Source organism: Methylobacterium persicinum (assembly GCF_022179525.1).
Lineage (GTDB): Bacteria > Pseudomonadota > Alphaproteobacteria > Rhizobiales > Beijerinckiaceae > Methylobacterium > Methylobacterium persicinum.
Map to the genome: position 1 here is coordinate 16682 of NZ_BPQX01000020.1, position 15484 is coordinate 32165.

14 protein-coding genes, 1 tRNA gene and 2 pseudogenes are annotated in these 15484 nt (G+C 66.7%); 6 read left to right on the forward strand and 11 right to left on the reverse strand.

Annotation, left to right across the window (positions count from 1 at the left end):
* Positions 1 to 1165 precede the first annotated feature (1165 nt).
* Positions 1166 to 1954, forward strand: a pseudogene (locus tag MFF22_RS08390) (IS3 family transposase); the annotation flags it as partial.
* Positions 1931 to 2143 (forward strand): annotated as a pseudogene (locus MFF22_RS08395) (IS21 family transposase); the annotation flags it as partial. The pseudogenes MFF22_RS08390 and MFF22_RS08395, both read left to right, overlap by 24 nt.
* Positions 2144 to 2925: 782 nt before the next feature.
* On the opposite strand, the gene MFF22_RS08400 reads toward MFF22_RS08395, so the two are convergent.
* From MFF22_RS08400 to MFF22_RS08420, 5 genes are all read right to left on the reverse strand, one after another.
* Entirely contained in the window at positions 2926 to 3195 is a 270-nt protein-coding gene (locus tag MFF22_RS08400; RefSeq protein WP_306424668.1) for a hypothetical protein, read from the reverse strand.
* Between the two features lie 247 nt (positions 3196 to 3442).
* Complete coding sequence (locus MFF22_RS24675; protein WP_283206163.1) at positions 3443 to 4897, reverse strand: methyl-accepting chemotaxis protein; 1455 nt, start codon at positions 4895 to 4897, stop codon at positions 3443 to 3445.
* A gap of 6 nt (positions 4898 to 4903) precedes the next feature.
* The gene (locus tag MFF22_RS08410) at positions 4904 to 5134 is read right to left on the reverse strand and encodes a hypothetical protein (RefSeq protein WP_238248516.1); all 231 of its coding nucleotides are present in this window, start codon (positions 5132 to 5134) and stop codon (positions 4904 to 4906) included.
* A 92-nt stretch (positions 5135 to 5226) separates the two neighbouring features.
* Positions 5227 to 5559, reverse strand: a complete 333-nt coding sequence (locus MFF22_RS08415) for a hypothetical protein (RefSeq protein ID WP_238248517.1) — start codon at positions 5557 to 5559, stop codon at positions 5227 to 5229.
* A gap of 10 nt (positions 5560 to 5569) precedes the next feature.
* Positions 5570 to 7051, reverse strand: a complete 1482-nt coding sequence (locus MFF22_RS08420; RefSeq protein ID WP_238248518.1) for a methyl-accepting chemotaxis protein — start codon at positions 7049 to 7051, stop codon at positions 5570 to 5572.
* A gap of 223 nt (positions 7052 to 7274) precedes the next feature.
* Between MFF22_RS08420 and MFF22_RS08425 the strand changes: the two genes are divergently transcribed.
* The gene (locus tag MFF22_RS08425) at positions 7275 to 7772 is read left to right on the forward strand and encodes a PAS domain-containing protein (protein WP_238248519.1); all 498 of its coding nucleotides are present in this window, start codon (positions 7275 to 7277) and stop codon (positions 7770 to 7772) included.
* 304 nt (positions 7773 to 8076) lie between these two features.
* On the opposite strand, the gene MFF22_RS08430 is transcribed toward MFF22_RS08425, so the two are convergent.
* From MFF22_RS08430 to MFF22_RS08450, 5 genes are all read right to left on the reverse strand, one after another.
* Positions 8077 to 8295, reverse strand: coding sequence for a hypothetical protein (locus tag MFF22_RS08430; RefSeq protein ID WP_238248593.1), 219 nt, complete (start codon positions 8293 to 8295; stop codon positions 8077 to 8079).
* A gap of 276 nt (positions 8296 to 8571) precedes the next feature.
* Entirely contained in the window at positions 8572 to 11196 is a 2625-nt protein-coding gene (locus tag MFF22_RS08435) for a GAF domain-containing protein (protein WP_238248588.1), read from the reverse strand.
* Positions 11197 to 11383: 187 nt separating this feature from the next.
* Complete coding sequence (locus MFF22_RS08440; protein WP_238248520.1) at positions 11384 to 11581, reverse strand: type II toxin-antitoxin system ParD family antitoxin; 198 nt, start codon at positions 11579 to 11581, stop codon at positions 11384 to 11386.
* A 383-nt stretch (positions 11582 to 11964) separates the two neighbouring features.
* Positions 11965 to 12243 carry a hypothetical protein gene (locus MFF22_RS08445; protein WP_238248521.1) on the reverse strand — a complete coding sequence of 93 codons (279 nt, stop codon included), beginning with the start codon at positions 12241 to 12243 and terminating at the stop codon, positions 11965 to 11967.
* 255 nt (positions 12244 to 12498) lie between these two features.
* Positions 12499 to 12574, reverse strand: a tRNA-Ala gene (locus MFF22_RS08450).
* A gap of 122 nt (positions 12575 to 12696) precedes the next feature.
* Between MFF22_RS08450 and MFF22_RS08455 the strand changes: the two genes are divergently transcribed.
* Positions 12697 to 12999, forward strand: a complete 303-nt coding sequence (locus tag MFF22_RS08455) for a YggT family protein (protein WP_238248522.1) — start codon at positions 12697 to 12699, stop codon at positions 12997 to 12999.
* Positions 13000 to 13010: 11 nt separating this feature from the next.
* Positions 13011 to 14054: a MaoC family dehydratase gene (locus MFF22_RS08460; protein WP_238248523.1), complete on the forward strand. Its 1044-nt coding sequence runs from the start codon at positions 13011 to 13013 to the stop codon at positions 14052 to 14054.
* A gap of 112 nt (positions 14055 to 14166) precedes the next feature.
* Here MFF22_RS08460 and MFF22_RS08465 read toward each other — a convergent pair whose 3' ends face one another.
* Positions 14167 to 14742 (reverse strand): L,D-transpeptidase, encoded by a 576-nt coding sequence (locus MFF22_RS08465; protein WP_238248524.1) that lies wholly within the window; start codon positions 14740 to 14742, stop codon positions 14167 to 14169.
* Positions 14743 to 14954: 212 nt separating this feature from the next.
* On the opposite strand from MFF22_RS08465, the gene MFF22_RS08470 reads away from it, so the two are divergent.
* A complete protein-coding gene (locus MFF22_RS08470) occupies positions 14955 to 15368 on the forward strand; it encodes a hypothetical protein (protein ID WP_238248525.1) in 414 nt (137 codons plus the stop codon).
* Positions 15369 to 15484: the final 116 nt, after the last annotated feature.

Consider the following 15484-nt stretch of genomic DNA (forward strand, 5'->3'; position numbering starts at 1 on the left):
ACCATCGTCGTACGCTGGGCGCACGGAGCTGCCTTCGACGTGGAGTTCACCCATCCGGCAAAGACATTTGCTATCATCGAACCGAATGATCTGGAGTTGGTCGAGCGGGCTCGCGGTCAAGTTGTGCACCCACATCCTAACGGTCCTAAATAATGACACTGGCTGCTGATAGGGGCGGCCTTACGGTGAGAAGCAGCCAACGGCATTCAGCCCGGCGATATTTGTTCCGTCGGGCAGCTGAGGTTGGACGCCGCCTAGTCGTCCGCGGCAGCGATCTGCGCGAGCGAATGGGCGCCGTCGTTCAGCGAGTTACGGACGGCCCTGGCGAGCTCAACCCTGGCAGCCCAGTCCGCCAGCACCACGAGGCTGACGAGAAGGAGCCCGAGAAGTACAAGTCGATGAGGTGTGGGTAGTGCGATCGGCATAGCATGCGCCCTGAGGACGCTTCATCGTAGCCGGATCGCCGTGCAGTCACTGCCACCCCGGGAGCACACCGGTAGGAAGAAGGAGCGTGCGCGCTTGCCGCACGGTCGAATCCGCCGCCCATTCCTTTTGCGATGCCCGGCGGCTACCTCACGCGGAACTGCTTTCCCGGGGGCGACGTAGCTTAACGTGGCGCTAACCATGCGGTCTGGTCGTGGGATCGAGCCGTTTTGCGCGGGGTTGATCCGGCTGGACACCGGTCGCCCCGGCGCTTGGCCTTAAATCTGATCAGGCAGCGGGGTGACTTTGTTGAGGAGCGACCAGGGTGAACCGAATAGCTGATTTCGGTGAAGTGAAGTTGTCTGACGAAGAGATTGATCGTCGGGCTCGGCAGCTGTTTGCAGAGGTCCGGGCGGAGCAACCGGAGGCGAAAGCCGGGAGGGCGTTGGCAACTGCTGCCGAGGTGGCCGGAGAGGTCGTACCTGGACTGCCTGACTGGCTTCAGGATGCCGACGTTACACCCGTGGATGCCAGCAACGATTGATTGCTGCTGAATAAGACCGCCTTCTTGAGCGCCTTCGGCGTCGGCTTCGGCTCGACATGAACCTCGCGCGCTCGGAGTTTTCCTAGACCCAGGGACTTTGCGAGGCTGGAGCGCTTCTCGCTGTAGGTCATAGCTGATCCACCCCCATTGAAGTGGTCCGCCCTTCGGTATGGCTTTTGAGCCTGGAGGACGGACGATATGGCCAGGGACCCGAAGCCCAAGGAGATCGTCGCCAAGCTACGGCAGGCGGATGTGTTGATCTCATAGAGCCAGAGCAACTCCGATACGATCCGCGCCCTCGGCGTGAGTTCAGTGACGTACTACCAGTGACGGCGTGAGTTTGGCGGCCTGAAGAGCGATCAGGTACGCCGGATGAAGGATCTGGAGACCGAGAACCAGCGGCTGCGCAAGGCGATCGCCGACCTCACGCTCGACAAACTGATCCTGCAGGAGGCGTCCCGAATACCCCATCTGAGCCCTGCGCGCCGACGCGCCTGTGTCGTGCACATCATCGATGTCCTGCACGTCTCCGAGCGCCGCGTCTGTCGGGCGATCGGACAGCATCGCTCGACACAGCGTAAGATCCCGCGGGGCCGTGACGACGAAGAGGCGCTGACGGCCGACCTGGTAGCGTTGGCCGAAGGGTATGGACGCTATGGCTACCGCAAGATCAGCGCGCTGCTGAAGGCGGCCGGGTGGCTCGTCAACGACAAGCGCGTCGAGCGGATCTGGCGACGTGAGGGCCTGAAGGTCCTGGTCAAGCAGCCTAAGCAAGGGCAGATCCAGGACAACGACGGCTCCTGCCTCCGTCTTCGCCCGAATCACCGCAATCACGTCTGGTCGTATGACTTCGTTGATGCCCGCACGAATGACGGACGTAAGTTCCAGATGCTTAACGTCGTCGACGAGTTCACGCATAAATGCCTGGCCATCCGGCGCAAGTTCTACATCTTTAGCCAGTCGATCAAGGACATCGTCCGCGACCTGCACGGCTCCCGCAACACCGTGCGAAGGGTCATTCGCTCGGGAGCCACCAGCTTCGCCTACGCGCGCGAGTTGCAGCCGCTGCGCAAGCTGAGATCATGGCGGGACGACCTCGACCGGATGCTAGCCGCAAACGCCAGCAGGCCGGCGCGTGAGCGGCTGACCCTGATCCGGGTGTTCGAGGCGCTGCGCGTACCGAGGTGCGCGCCTACGCCGAGTGCGTCGAGATCTGCCAGGACGGCCGCATCGTTGCCGAGCATGGACGATTGCATTAGTTCGATAGAAGGCCGTCCGCTTTTCCTACGTACCTTCTCTGAAGCTGCCATTCCGTTTTCGGCCAGCTTCGGCCTCACCGGTAGGCCAGTCGGGATGACTGGGGTGGGTGGTTTTCTGCCCGTCCGCTTTCGGACACACCGAGGGCAAAGCGGACGCTTCAACGGTCTCTATGTTGGGCAGGTAGGACGTGTTTGCGTCTCCGAGCATGACCGCAAGGACCCGACGATAGATCGCGTGCCACTCCTCTGCGATGGTCTCGGCCTGCACCGAAGGAAGCTCGGCTCCGGCATCCTCCAACCTGCCACCGCATTGCGCGATCGCATAGCGGGCCAGCACGACCATGTCGGGGGCTGGCTCGTGCGGATGGATTGAGATCAGGGCTAGGGCGGTCTGGCTGTGCAGGAGCGTACGCCGGAGAGCGATATCGCGCATCATATCCGGCAGGTCCCGCGGCAAGCCGGGGACCCGTTCGTTCATGCCTTCGAGGATGACGGCGGTCCGCGCATCGTACGCGAGCTGCAGCGGGAAGGTCACGTCGTACGGTGCCTCGCGGACGGGATGGCCGGACGGGCCACATCACGCGTCGGGTGGTCGGTCCCACTTCGGTCATTTATCCGCCGCGGATGACCGCAGCTTCGGCGCCGCTCGCGCGGTCCGGGAGAGCGGCACCCTGCGGATGACAGGGTGCTGCCCCGGCATCAATAGCCCACGTAGCCGCCGGCACCTTGGCTCGGACGCACCGTGCCGCTGGTGTTCAAGGGCGCGGCCTGCTGCCGCTGCGCCTGGCGGTTCGCCAGGGCGCGGCCGGCCGCGCAACCGCCGACGGCGCCGAGGATGCCGTGTCCGGCGTAGTGGCCAGCGATCCCGCCGACGATGGCGCCCTTGATGCAGCCCTTCGCTTCGGCCGCCGGGCTGGCGACCACGAGGGCACTTGCCGCCACGGCGGCCATAGCGACACGCTTCATCATGATGAGTGTTCCTTCAGCGGCACTCCCGCCGCGGGCACGATGTAAGTCTCCCTCGCCTTCCCGTAAGAGGTGGCGCTACGAATTTTTATTGGTCTTCGGAGTCTTGAAGTTTCCGCATCGTTTTCATAGGCCGATCAGAGCTTAGATCCGCAATTCCCGGAGATGAATGTTGCTTGAATGGGCGGCTTGCGTTCGTGACATCCGGTCTCGGCCGCAAACAAAGGAAGCTAGTCGCGGTCGACTTCCGTCATAGCGTGCGGGCTGACGCCGAGAATTCCGTGACCCGGGCGTGCAGACCCTCCACCGAGTGCCGGACGGACTGGAGCGTCGACATCACCCGCCCCACGTCGTCGCGCGAGGTCTTGGAGATCGCGGCGACGCTGTTCATGCGGCCGGCCACATCCTGGACGAAGGTCGCCAGCGTCGCCATCTGCCGCGAGACCTCGTCGGTCTCGCCGGCCTGGGAGAGCATCGTCCCCGCCAACTCGGACGCGACGCGATCGAGCTCCACCATCAGACCGGTCGCCCCCGCCGCGTGGTCGCCGACGCTGCCGATGCCCTTCAGGATCCGGCCGATCTGCTCGTCGATACGGCTCGTCGCGGCCGAACTCTGCAGGGCCAGTTCCTTAACCTCGGCGGCGACGACCGCGAAGCCGCGTCCGGCCGCACCCGCTCTGGCGGCCTCGATCGAGGCGTTCAGCGCCAGCAGGTTCGTCCGCTCGGCGATGTCGTGGATCAGCGCGGTCACCTCGCCGACCGCCTGCGCCTCCTCCAGGAGAGCGGCGCTGATGCGCGAGCCCTCCTCGATCCGCTCCCGGACGGTCACGATCGTCTCCGTGGTCCGCGCGAGCTTCGTGCCGCTCTGCCCGGCTGCGGCCGAGAGCCTTCCGGTCACCTGGACGGCCCGTTCGACCTCGGTGGCCGACGCCCGGGACGCGTCGGTGACGATCTCGACCTGATCCGCGGTCGTCTCCAATGACGCCAGGAGGACGCCGGCCGCCTGTTGCAGGGACGCCGTCGCATCGACGAGTCCGTCGCAGCGGGCATGGGCATCCGCGTCGAATTCGTGGGCGGCCGCGGCGAGCTGCTCGCGGCGGTCGGATTGCAGCTGCCGCTCGTCCTCGCTGATCCGGGAGAGTTTCTCGGCATAGGCCTGCGCCTCGCGGGAGGCGCGCGTCGCCTCCATGTTGTGGGCGAAGCTGCGGGCGAGCGCCTCGGACAGCCAGATCAGCACGGCCGTCTCAAGCACGACGATCACGGCGTGCAGCACGACCCGCCAGATGTCGGCGCCGCCGGGGAAGACGAGCGCCGGCACGAGGAAGTTCAACAGAAGGTGGTGGAGCGCCGTCAGCGTGGCGGCCAGCAGGATGCAGCGCCAGTCGCACCATGCTGCCGTGATCGCGAGGCAGGCGAAGAAGTACATGTGCAGGTCCGGCTGCCATGCATGGCCGGCGAACGCCGCAAGCAGGAGAGCCGGCATGCCGGCGAGGGCTGCGCTGCTGACCAGGCGCGTCGCGATGCCGACCGGATCCTCCCAGCGGGCGACCGTCGCGGCCGCGACGAGGAGACCTGCCGCCGCCAGGGTCCACGTCGAGCCCAGTCCGAGGACCAGGACGACGAAGCCGAGGACCGGCAGATGGAGCCAGAGAAGGGCGAGCAGGATGCGCGAGAAGCGCTGCCGCAGGAGATCGAGTTCGCTCACAAGGGGTCACCGTACCGCGGTAGGGCAGCCGGCCGCGAAGGCCGGGTCGAAGACGAGCCATGCGCCGGCCCCGTACAGGCGCGCGGTGAAGCCGGGCCGGTCGGAGACAGCCAGCACGACGTTCGGCGTCGGTCCGAACCGGAGAAGGGCTCCGTCCGCGGCGGCGACGATGCCGGCGGCCTCGGCCTCCGAGCTACCCGGAGGGACGAGAACCGCGACGCTCGGACCGGCAGGCACCAGGACCGCCGGGATGGGGGTAAGGACGGCTGCCGCAAGCAGCAGGACACCCCACCTGCCCCTGCGCCCGCCCGCCGACCGGGTTCCTCCGATCAACGCGACCCTGCGGCTGCGCGCGGCGCCGTGACCGTCATGGTCGAAGGGTCGACGATCGCGATCAGAGTCTCGACCTCGATCATGAAGTTCCGAACGGCGTCCTCGACCGTACTCCGTCTCGGATCGCCGGCGGGCAGGGTATCCACCGCCGACATCATCGCCTCCGGCAGCCCCCGCAGTCCCGTCAGGATCGACTGCTTAAGGACCTCGATCTGATGTCGGCGCGGACCCGGATCCCCGCCCGCCTGGAGCACCGCGACGAGTTCGTCGGTCAGGCGCCGAGTGGACTCGCCCACGAGCCGGACGGGAAGTCTGTGGATGTGAGCCATCGGTCTCCCCTCAGCGCGCGAGGACGCGGGCCGCGCCCTTGGTCGTCTCGACCGCCTGGGACACGTTGCCGACCGCCTGCGAGATCGCGCCGATGTTCTGCGCGATCGCGCCGACCGCGCCGGCGGCGTCCTGCATGTTGGCGGACATGTCCTGGGTGACCACGCTCTGCTCCTCGACCGCCGCCGCCGTGCGAACGACGTAGTCGCGCATCGTCTCGACCGAGCCCAGGATCGCCTGCAGCGAGCCGACCACCTGCGAGGAGACGGCCTGCACGTTGCCGATCTCCCCGGCGATCTGATCGGTCGCGCGGGACGCCTGATTGGCGAGGTTCTTCACCTCCTGCGCCACGACCGCGAAGCCGCGGCCCGCCTCGCCGGCGCGGGCGGATTCGATCGTGGCGTTCAGCGCGAGCAGGTTGATCTGGCTGGCGATGTTCTGGATCAGGCCGACGATGCCGCTCATGGAGGTCGCGGTTGCACTGAGCTTCTGGGTCAGCTCGCCCGCCGCCTGCGTCTGCGTCTGCGCCTCGTCGCTGGTCGCGCGCGCCTTGCTCATGCTGGCGGCGATCTCGTTGACCGAGCGGGCGAGCTCCTCGGCGGCGGCGGCCACGGACTGGACGTTCTCGGAGGTCCTCCCGGCTGCGACCCGCGCCTCCTCGGATTCGCTGTTGGACAGAAGGACCGCCCGGTCGACTTCGGCGAAGTTCTCGTCGATGAGCACCTTCAGCTCGGTCAGGCGCTTCACGTCGTCGGTGACGTCGCTGGCGAACTTGACGATCTTGGCCACCTTGCCGAAGCGGTCGAGGATCGGGTTGTACGAGCCCTCGATCCAGATCGGCCTCCCGTCGCGGGCGAAGCGCTTGAACTGCGCGGCCTGGTACTCGCCCCTGCGAAGCCGATCCCAGAACTCGGTGTACTCGCGGCTCGCCCGGGCCTCCGGCTCCACGAAGATGCTGTGGTGCTTCCCCTGGACCTCTTCGAGGCTGTAGCCCATCAGGTCGAGGAAGTTCTTGTTGGCAGTGACGATCGTGCCGTCGGGCTGCAGCTCGACGACCGCCTGCGAGCGGCTGATGGCGGCGATCTGCGCCGTGTAGTCGAGGTTCAGCAGGCGCTCCTGCGCATCCGCCCATTCGACGACGAAGCCGATGCGCTTCCCGCCGTCCGACAGGGGCGTCACCAGCAGGTCGAACACGCGCTTGCCCACCCGGATGGTCGCCTCGTGCGGCTTGTCGAGGACCGCCAGCATGCGGCGCTGGTGCGATGGGTCCTTGTGGAAGATGTCGATGTTGCTGCCGATCAGTTTGGCGGCATCGAAGCGGGGAAGGTCGGCCTTCAGGTCGGCCTCGGCCTGCTCCATGAACCGCGTCAGGGCCGGGTTCATGTAGGTGATGTTCATCCCCGCGTCGGCGATCATCACATTGGTCCTCAGCGCCGCGAGCGCCGCGATCTCCATGACGTTGGCAGCATTCGTCCCTCGACCGAACCAGTTCATCGCACTCCCCCGGATCCCACAGCTCTAAATCGCGGCGGCGATGTCGAACGAAGAGTATCGTTCGTCGGGCCGCCGTAATGCGACCATTTGGCGTAGCAGGTTCTAACGATGTCTGAATTAGGCGGAAGTTCTCACGGAAATCGGTGAGCGGTTTCCGGCAACGCCTGTTAAGCGGGAGTTAACGGATCCTGAATATGGATTCGGTCCCTGAGGAGCAGGGGCCATGCAGCTGTTGGACTTCATCCGGCATTTCGCGGACGAACTCGACGTCGCGGTCGTGATCACCGACGCGGAACTGAACCGTCCGGGCCCGACCATCCTGTACGCGAACCCCGCCTTCCTGCAGATGAGCGGATTCGAGGCGGTGGACGTCCTCGGTCAGACGCCCCGCATGATGCAGGGCCCCGGCACCAAGCGCGAGGCCACGCGGATGGTCCAACGGGCGCTGAGGCAGGACGGCCGATTCCTCGGTCGCCTGCAGAACTATCGCCGGAACGGCGAGGCCTACCTGTGCGAGATCGACGTCCGCGCGATCCACGGTCTGGACGGGCGTACCGAGGGGTTCATCGCCTTCGAGCGCGAGGTCGTCCGCCGGCGGGGCAAGCCGAGCCACGGAGGCGCCGGCCGCTACAGGCCCGTCGATGGACAGGAGGTCGGTACGATCCACTTCGTGGAACTGCCGATCTTCGGCGACGCGGTCGATCGAAACCTGATCGGCTGATCGGCGTCACGCCACCGATGCCCTGAACGGTCGAGTGGGATGAAGTGCCGCCGCCCCGCTTCCCGTCGAGCAAGATCCAAAGCGGGAGGTCGTTGGCCGGGGCAGGCAAGAAACCGGCCGTGGTGGCTGCGCCCCTCGCGCCGCGCTAGTGCGCCCACTCAGGCGTCCACAGCGCTTAGCTGACTAGGACCGCCCTTCGTCGACGCCGACGGGATGGCCGTCCCCTCTTCGGCCTGCCTGTCCGTGCGCAGGCCGCCGACCAGGGTCGTCACGGCATCGCCGCCGTCCGCGAAGCCGGCCTCCTTCAACAGCGCCCCGAGGACCGGCCTGTTGAACTGATAGCGCAGAAGGTGACGGGAGAGACTGTCTCCGAAGCCTGCGGAAAGCCGAGGGCGCCCAGATCGAGTTCGTCGATGAAGACCTCGATCACCCGAACTGGATTGTCGGCGGTGACGTAGTCGTCCAGCGAACTGGGCAGCAACCAGGACTGCCGACGGTCCTGCCCTTCGACAAACCGACCCATGTTGGCCTCCGCAGATGAGGCCGCAAGTCTATCTCAGATGGGACTTTTGACACAGCCTCGGACGGCAACGTACGTGAGCAGACGTTGCCGCCGCGCCCATTCACGACACTCCTGAGACATTCGGAACGTCCACTTCGTGGCAGCGCCGCGTGGGTCACCTGGTTTGCGTGCGACCCGCCCGATGAACTGGTCGTTTGTCTTCGCCAGCATCAAGGATTGCATGTATGGCAGAGGTGCGCGGGCGTATCTGGTCAACGTTCGGCTAACGGAAAGCGATCAGCCAGCGAGAATGCGCTTGCGCCTCTGCCAGGTCGCAACCTTGCGCAGGACACGCGAGAGTTGCTCGACCGAGTACGGCTTGTGCAGAAGCTCGAACCCGTAGGTTCCGTTCTGCGCGAGGACGTGGCTGTATCCCGAGGTCAGGACTACCGGCAGGTCGTGATACAGCTTCCGGATCTCCTGCCCTAGTTCGATCCCGCTCATGCCGGGCATCATCACGTCCGAGAACACCACATCGAACCGGGCCGCCCCCTTGGCCAACTCAGCCAGCGCCTCCTCGGCGTTGGCCGCCCAGACCGTCCGATAACCTAGTTCGGCCAGCGACTGGGTCGCAAAGCTCCCAACCTCTACGTTGTCCTCAACGACGAGCACGCGCGTGCCGTGGCCCGCGACGAGCGCCGCCGGCTCAGGCTCGGACGTCATCGGGCGCTGGTCCTGTCCGGCGCGAGGCAGGTACAGCGTGAAGGTTGTGCCTTGGCCAATCACGCTCGTCACCGTGACCTCGCCCCCCGACTGCTTGGCGAAGCCGAATACCTGGCTGAGGCCAAGGCCCGTCCCGTGTCCGACGGCCTTTGTCGTGAAGAACGGTTCGAAGATCCGCTCGATGTCGGTGGCGGCGATCCCTGAACCCGTGTCCGTGATCGACACGGACACGAAGTCCCCCTGCATGGCGGCGTGGCCCCGAAGCGCCGGGATGCCCGACACTGCTTCGACTACGATGGCCAGCACGCCCTCACCGTCCATCGCGTCTCGAGCGTTGATCGCCATGTTGACGATTGCGGTATCGAACTGGCTCGGGTCGGCGTCGACGTAGACGGCCTCCACAGGCAATTGGGTCGCTACCCGGATGCGAGAACCGGTCAGGGTGCCGAGCATGTCACCGATAGCCGCAACGCTTTTGCCGAGATCGAACACCTCCGGCTTGAGGGCCTGGCGCCGGGCGAAGGCGAGCAGCTGGCCCGTGAGCTTGGCGGCGCGGTCAGTGGTGTCCGAGATCGCGGTCACGTAGCGGAGGCGGCGTGCCTCGGGCAAGTCGGGTCGCTTGAGCAGGTCGGTCGACGACTTGATCACGGTGAGCAGATTGTTGAAGTCGTGCGCGACGCCTCCGGTGAGCTGGCCGATCGCCTCCAGCTTCTGCGACTGGCGCAGGGCCTCCTCGACGACCGCTCGCTCGACCATAGCCTTCGCTATGCGCTGTTCGAGGGTTTCGTTGAGGTCGCGCAAGCGCGCTTCGGCAACGCGGCGCTCTTCGAGATCGTGCTGGGCGGCCTTGAACAGCTGCGCGTTGTCGATCGCAATGGCTGCCTGTGCCGCGACCGCCGTCATGAGGTGCTCGTGCCGGAGCTGGAACCGCGCTGTCTCAGGGTGCCCGAAGAACAGGCCGCCCAGCACCTCGCCGGAGCGCGAGATGACCGGCACCGCGAGGTAGCTGCGCACGGGTAGATGCCCCTTGGGCATGCCACGATGCGGCGCGTTCTTCCCGTAGCGATGATCGGTCAGGATGTCGTCCGAACGCAGCACCCCTTCCCCGCCGAAGGTCGGGGCGAAGACGGAGGTGTTGCGCGGCATCGGGAACTTGTCGAACTCGGAGCGGTCGACGCCTGAGAGGGTGTAGAGCATGTAGCTCTCCCCTTCAGGGTCGAGCACGTTGTAGAAAAACGCTCCGAACTGTGCCCCCGTCAGCTCGACCCCTGCATCGGTGACCATCTGAACCACACGTTCGAGGTTGAGTTCGGCGGCCAAGGCCGTCCCGACCCGGTTGAGGGTCTCCAGCGTCCGCCGCTCCTCGCGCAACGCCACCTCGGAGCGCGCCCGCTCGACCGCTGCCCAGGTCCGTTCGGCCACCTCCTCGATGAGCCGGACCTCATCGTCGATCCAGCGGCGCGGAGTACCGTTCAGCGCATAGAGCAGCGCGACGAGCCGACCTCCCTTGACGAGGGGAGTGTTCAGAAACGACCGCGTTCCTATGGCGGCATAAGCAGGCCCCGTATCCGGCCCGGTGGTCGGATCGGTGGCGGTATCGTCGATGCGAACCGTGCGGCCGGCCCGCAGCTGAGCACTCATGACCGGCCCATACTCGTCGAGCACGTGAAGCCCCGCGGCGCTCGCGAAGCCAGGGGCGGTCCAGTCCCGTTCAATGAACGTGCGCTCACCAGTCTCGTCGATTGCTTCGGCATAGCCGACGCAGCCAACGCCAAGATGTTCGCCGAACGTCGCGCAAGCCGCCGCCTGGATCTCCACGGGATCGCTCAACCCACGCAGGGCATCGTCAAGCGCTGCGTTGAACGCCTGCCGCCGGCTCGCCAGCACCTGCCGCGTGGTCTCGTTGGTGACGCAGAACAACCCGACGACGGTCCCGCTTTCGTCCCGCAACGGCGAGTAGGAGAACGACCACCACGTCTGCTCCGCGTCGCCATAGCGCGCCATGGTCAGGGGCAGGTTGTCGAACCGACTGGCTTCCCCCGCCAGCGCGCTCTCGGCGATGGGTCGGACTTGGTCCCAGACGTCGGGCCAGAGGTCGGCGATCGGTACGCCGAGGGCGTGAGTACGACGTGGGCCCAGGATTGGGCTGTATGTGTCGTTATGAAAGAACAGCAGCTCCGGCCCCCAGGCCAGGAACATGCTTTCGGGCGAAGCGAGGATCAGCTCGATGGCGAGGCGCAGGGCGGTGGGCCAAGCCTGCGGCGATCCGAGCGGGAAAGCCGACCAGTCATGTGCCCGGATCGCTGCAGCGACATCCCCGTTGGTGGCGGGGAATGGCGGCAGTGCCCTTGGTGTGAGCGAATGCGGAAAAGCGATCACCAATGCCTCAGGGGCGAGGCTCGGCGTGAGCAGACACCGGTCTACAGCGCCTACGCTTCATCATTTGCTCGTGCTCAATCAGCAAACGCAGACCCGCGCGGACGGCTTCGCTGGCGTTGCTGTAACGACCTGACGCCACCAGCTCGCGGATAAAGCCATCGAGTTCTGCCGTCAGGGAAAAGTTGCGGGTCGGTGTGGTCGACATGGGCGTGTAGGTAACAGGCCATGGCGATCTGTCAAAAGTTGACAACTTCCTTGTGCCGCTTCGACGCGAGCTGGATGAGTTCGGCGGTCACCACCGCCGCATTAGCAATCAGTTGGCGAGGCTCAACTTCGTAGAGGATGAACCTCCGCCACTTGCGGAGGTCTGCTGGTGACGGCGCACCTGAGGTCCCCTTCCCACGCCAAGCTGAAGTTGCCGGACGGCCTACGAACGTCTGCTTCAGAGAAGCGATGACGGCGGTCCAAGCGTCTGGGTTGGGTCGGACGCGGAACGTCCGCTTCTGAGCGAGCGGCTCCCGTAAGCTCCGAACGTACGATGCAGGGCTGACCTGGACAATTGATACGCTTGCACCGCAATGAGCCCCGTCAACCCGACCGGCATGCCATCGTCACCAGCGGCTGTGGCACGCGTGTGGCGGGCGACCGGCCGTTAGCGGGTCCCAGGAGCGATCGCAGCGGCGTGCCTACCAGCCGCGCTGCGACCAGCGCGCCGAGCGCCAGCAAGGCCGCGCCGAACCCGGCCACGCGCGCCAGAGCCCCGAACAGCGCCGGCCCGACCACGATGCCGCCGTAGGTGAACAGCAGGCCGCCGCTCGTGGCCGCGCCGGCTTGTACGCCAGTTCCGGTTCTGGCGGCACGCGACATGGCTCGTTAAGCGCACGCTTCCTTGGCGAACCCGCGTCTCGCGTTCACATGCGAACCGGTCTCCAGACCCGGGTCCACTCGGGCTCCAGGAAAACGCCATGCGCGATAGCGAGAACGGGGGAGTCTGTGCGCCTGACGGCGGCCGACGGAAGAGCGGTTGGACAGCTCGGAGACCTTTTGGGCCGCCGCTAAGCCACAGCTGCGGCAGCACAATCGCCGCGCGGCCCAAGACGCTGACTTTTCACCAGGAAAGCCTGGTGGAGCTGAGGGGATTCGAACCCCTGACCTCCGCAGTGCGATTGCGGCGCTCTCCCATCTGAGCTACAGCCCCGTCGAGGCGCCGGCCTTGTAGGCGCGGGGGCCTCAACCTGTCAATTCCCGTCTCGCATGTCCGTCTCGCTTTGCGCGGCGATGGCGCGCGAAACCCGATCCCCGAGGACATCGCGCGGCCGCATGAACGCCCTGATCTGGCTCTTCGATACCGTCGTCCAGCTGTTCATCTACGTGCTCATCGCGAGCGCGGTCCTCAGTTGGCTCGTGGCCTTCAACGTGGTGAACGTGCGCAACCCCGTCGTCGCGCAGATCGGCGAGGTGCTCTACCGCATCACCGAACCCGCCCTGCGGCCGATCCGTAACCTGCTGCCCAACCTCGGTGGCGTCGACATCTCGCCGATCATCCTCATCCTGCTGCTGCTGTTCATCAGCAGGCTGCTGCATGAGTTCGCCGTGCCCGCCGCCTACGTCTACACCCGGTAAGGAGCGGCCCCGTGAAAACCAATCCCGGCCGCTTCTTCGAGGATTTTCGCCTCGGCGAGACGATCCGCCATGCCACGCCGCGGACCGTCACGGCCGGGGACGTCGCCCTGTATACCGGCCTCTACGGCCCGCGCTTCGCCGTGCAGTCGTCGGACGCCTTCGCCAGGGCGATCGGCTATCCGAAGAGCCCGCTGGACGACCTGCTCGTCTTCCACGTCGTCTTCGGCAAGACCGTCCCCGATGTGTCCCTGAATGCCCTGGCCAACCTCGGCTACGCGGAGGGCGGCTTCCGCCGGCCCGTCTATCCGGGCGAGACCCTGTCCACCGTCTCCGAGGTGATCGGCCTCAAGGAAAGCTCCAATCGGCAGACCGGGGTGGTCTATGTCCGCTCCGTCGGATCCGACGAGCGGGGCGAGACCGTCCTCAGCTATTGCCGCTGGGTGCTGGTCCGCAAGCGCGATCCAGAGGCGGCCATCACGCAGGAGCACGTCCCGACCCTGGCCAAGGCCGTCGATCCGCGGGACCTCGCCGGCGCCCTGCCCCCGCTTCAGGGGTCGGCCTACGACCTCGCCCTCGCCGGCTCCCCCCACCGGTTCGGTGACTACGCCGCGGGCGAGAAGATCGACCACGTCGACGGCATGACCGTCGAGGAAGCCGAGCACCAGATCGCCACCCGCCTGTTCCAGAACACGGCCAAGGTGCATTTCGACGGGCTCGCCGCCAAGGATACCCGCTTCGGCCGCAGGCTGATCTACGGCGGCCACGTGATCTCCCTGGCCCGGGCGCTCAGCTACAACGGCCTCGGCAACGCCTTCGCCCTGGCGGGCATCAATGCCGGCCGGCATGTCGGGCCGCTCTTCGCGGGCGACACGGTCTACGCCTGGAGCGAGGTGCTGGAGACCGCCGATGTCGGCCGGGACGATGTCGGCCTGCTGCGCCTGCGCACGGTGGCCACCAAAAACCAGCCCTGCACCGCCTTCCCGGACAAGTTCAACGACGGGTACGACCCGGCCGTGATCCTCGACCTCGACTACTGGGCCTTCATCCCGAAGTAGGGGGTGTCCAGAGGGCGAGCCCTCTGGCGGGGGCGGGGCAGAGCCCCGCGACACGTTTCCAGGGGCCTCGCCCCTGGACCCCACCAAAGGACCTGTCCTTCGGGATTACCGATTAATCCCGCACGACGACCTTCGTGCCGACCTTCACCCGGTCGTAGAGATCAGTCACGTCCTTGTTGGTCATGCGGATGCAGCCCGAGGACACCGCCGCGCCCATGGTCTCCGGCTCGTTGGAGCCGTGGATGCGGTAGAGCGACGAGCCGAGATACAGGGCGCGGGCGCCGAGCGGGTTGTCCTGGCCGCCGGCCATGTAGCGGGGCAGGTCCGGGCGGCGGGCCAGCATCTGCTGCGGCGGGCGCCAATCCGGCCATTCCTTCTTCATGGTGACGGTCTTCACCCCGGACCACGAGAAGCCCTCGCGGCCGACGCCGACGCCGTAGCGGATCGCCTCGCCCCCGCCGAGCACGTAGTAGAGGCGCCGCTGACGGGTCGAGACCACGACCGTGCCGGGCTTCTCCTTGCCCGACCACGCCACCGTCTCCCGGGGAATCGCCTGGGTGCGGAAGCCATTGATGAAGTCGGCGATCGGCCCCCGGTCGAAGAAATCGGCCCGGGCCGGAACGGCCCCAAGGGGCACGGCCCCGAGCATCAATCCGGCGATCGCCAGCGTCGCGATGCGTCCCGACATGCGGTATCCTTACGTCCATCGATAGGTGGGCCACGCCGGCCCTCAATCGGAACGGGCATCGGCTTCGCGGCGAGGATGAGGCCGCGGAAGCGCGGGAGGGCGGGTTCGCGGCGGGGTGTGTGCTCCGGGCCACAGGGCCTGCGGCGCTGCTTGCGATTGCATCCGCGGGTCTCGATGCTTATCACAGGGCCGTGACCAGCCAGCTTGCCTCAATGGCCCGCCCCAGGGCGGATCTCACGGCACCCCACCCCGCGGCGCTCGCCCCGGACCGGGGCCTGCTCGCGCTCGGCCTTTTTGCCCTGAGCTTCGTGGTTCTGGCCTTCCTCGCCTTCGCCCCGGGCGGGAACGCCCCGTCCGCATCCGGCCCGTCGTTCCGGCCGGCCCTGGCGATGGTGGCCCCGCACACGGCGCCCGCCGAGGCTCCGCTGATGCACCGGCTCGACCGGGACGTCACCGCCGTCACCGCTGCCGACATCGAACTGGCCGCCGATCCGGCCCTGCCCGGCCAGCTGGCCGAGGCCATCCCGGCACCGAGCTCCGTCGCCGTGCCGTTCCCCGAGACGAGCGCGGCCCTGCCCGCACCGGCGCCCCAGGCCTCGCCCCTGCGGCCTCCCCGGGCGGCCTGAGCCGGCGAATCGGGGCGGGAACGGGCTATGGTGAGCCCGGATACCGGCCCCGCCCGCGCCCATCCCTGCCCGTATCCTCCGATCCGCCCACAGGACTTCGTCTCGCGTGCCGAGAC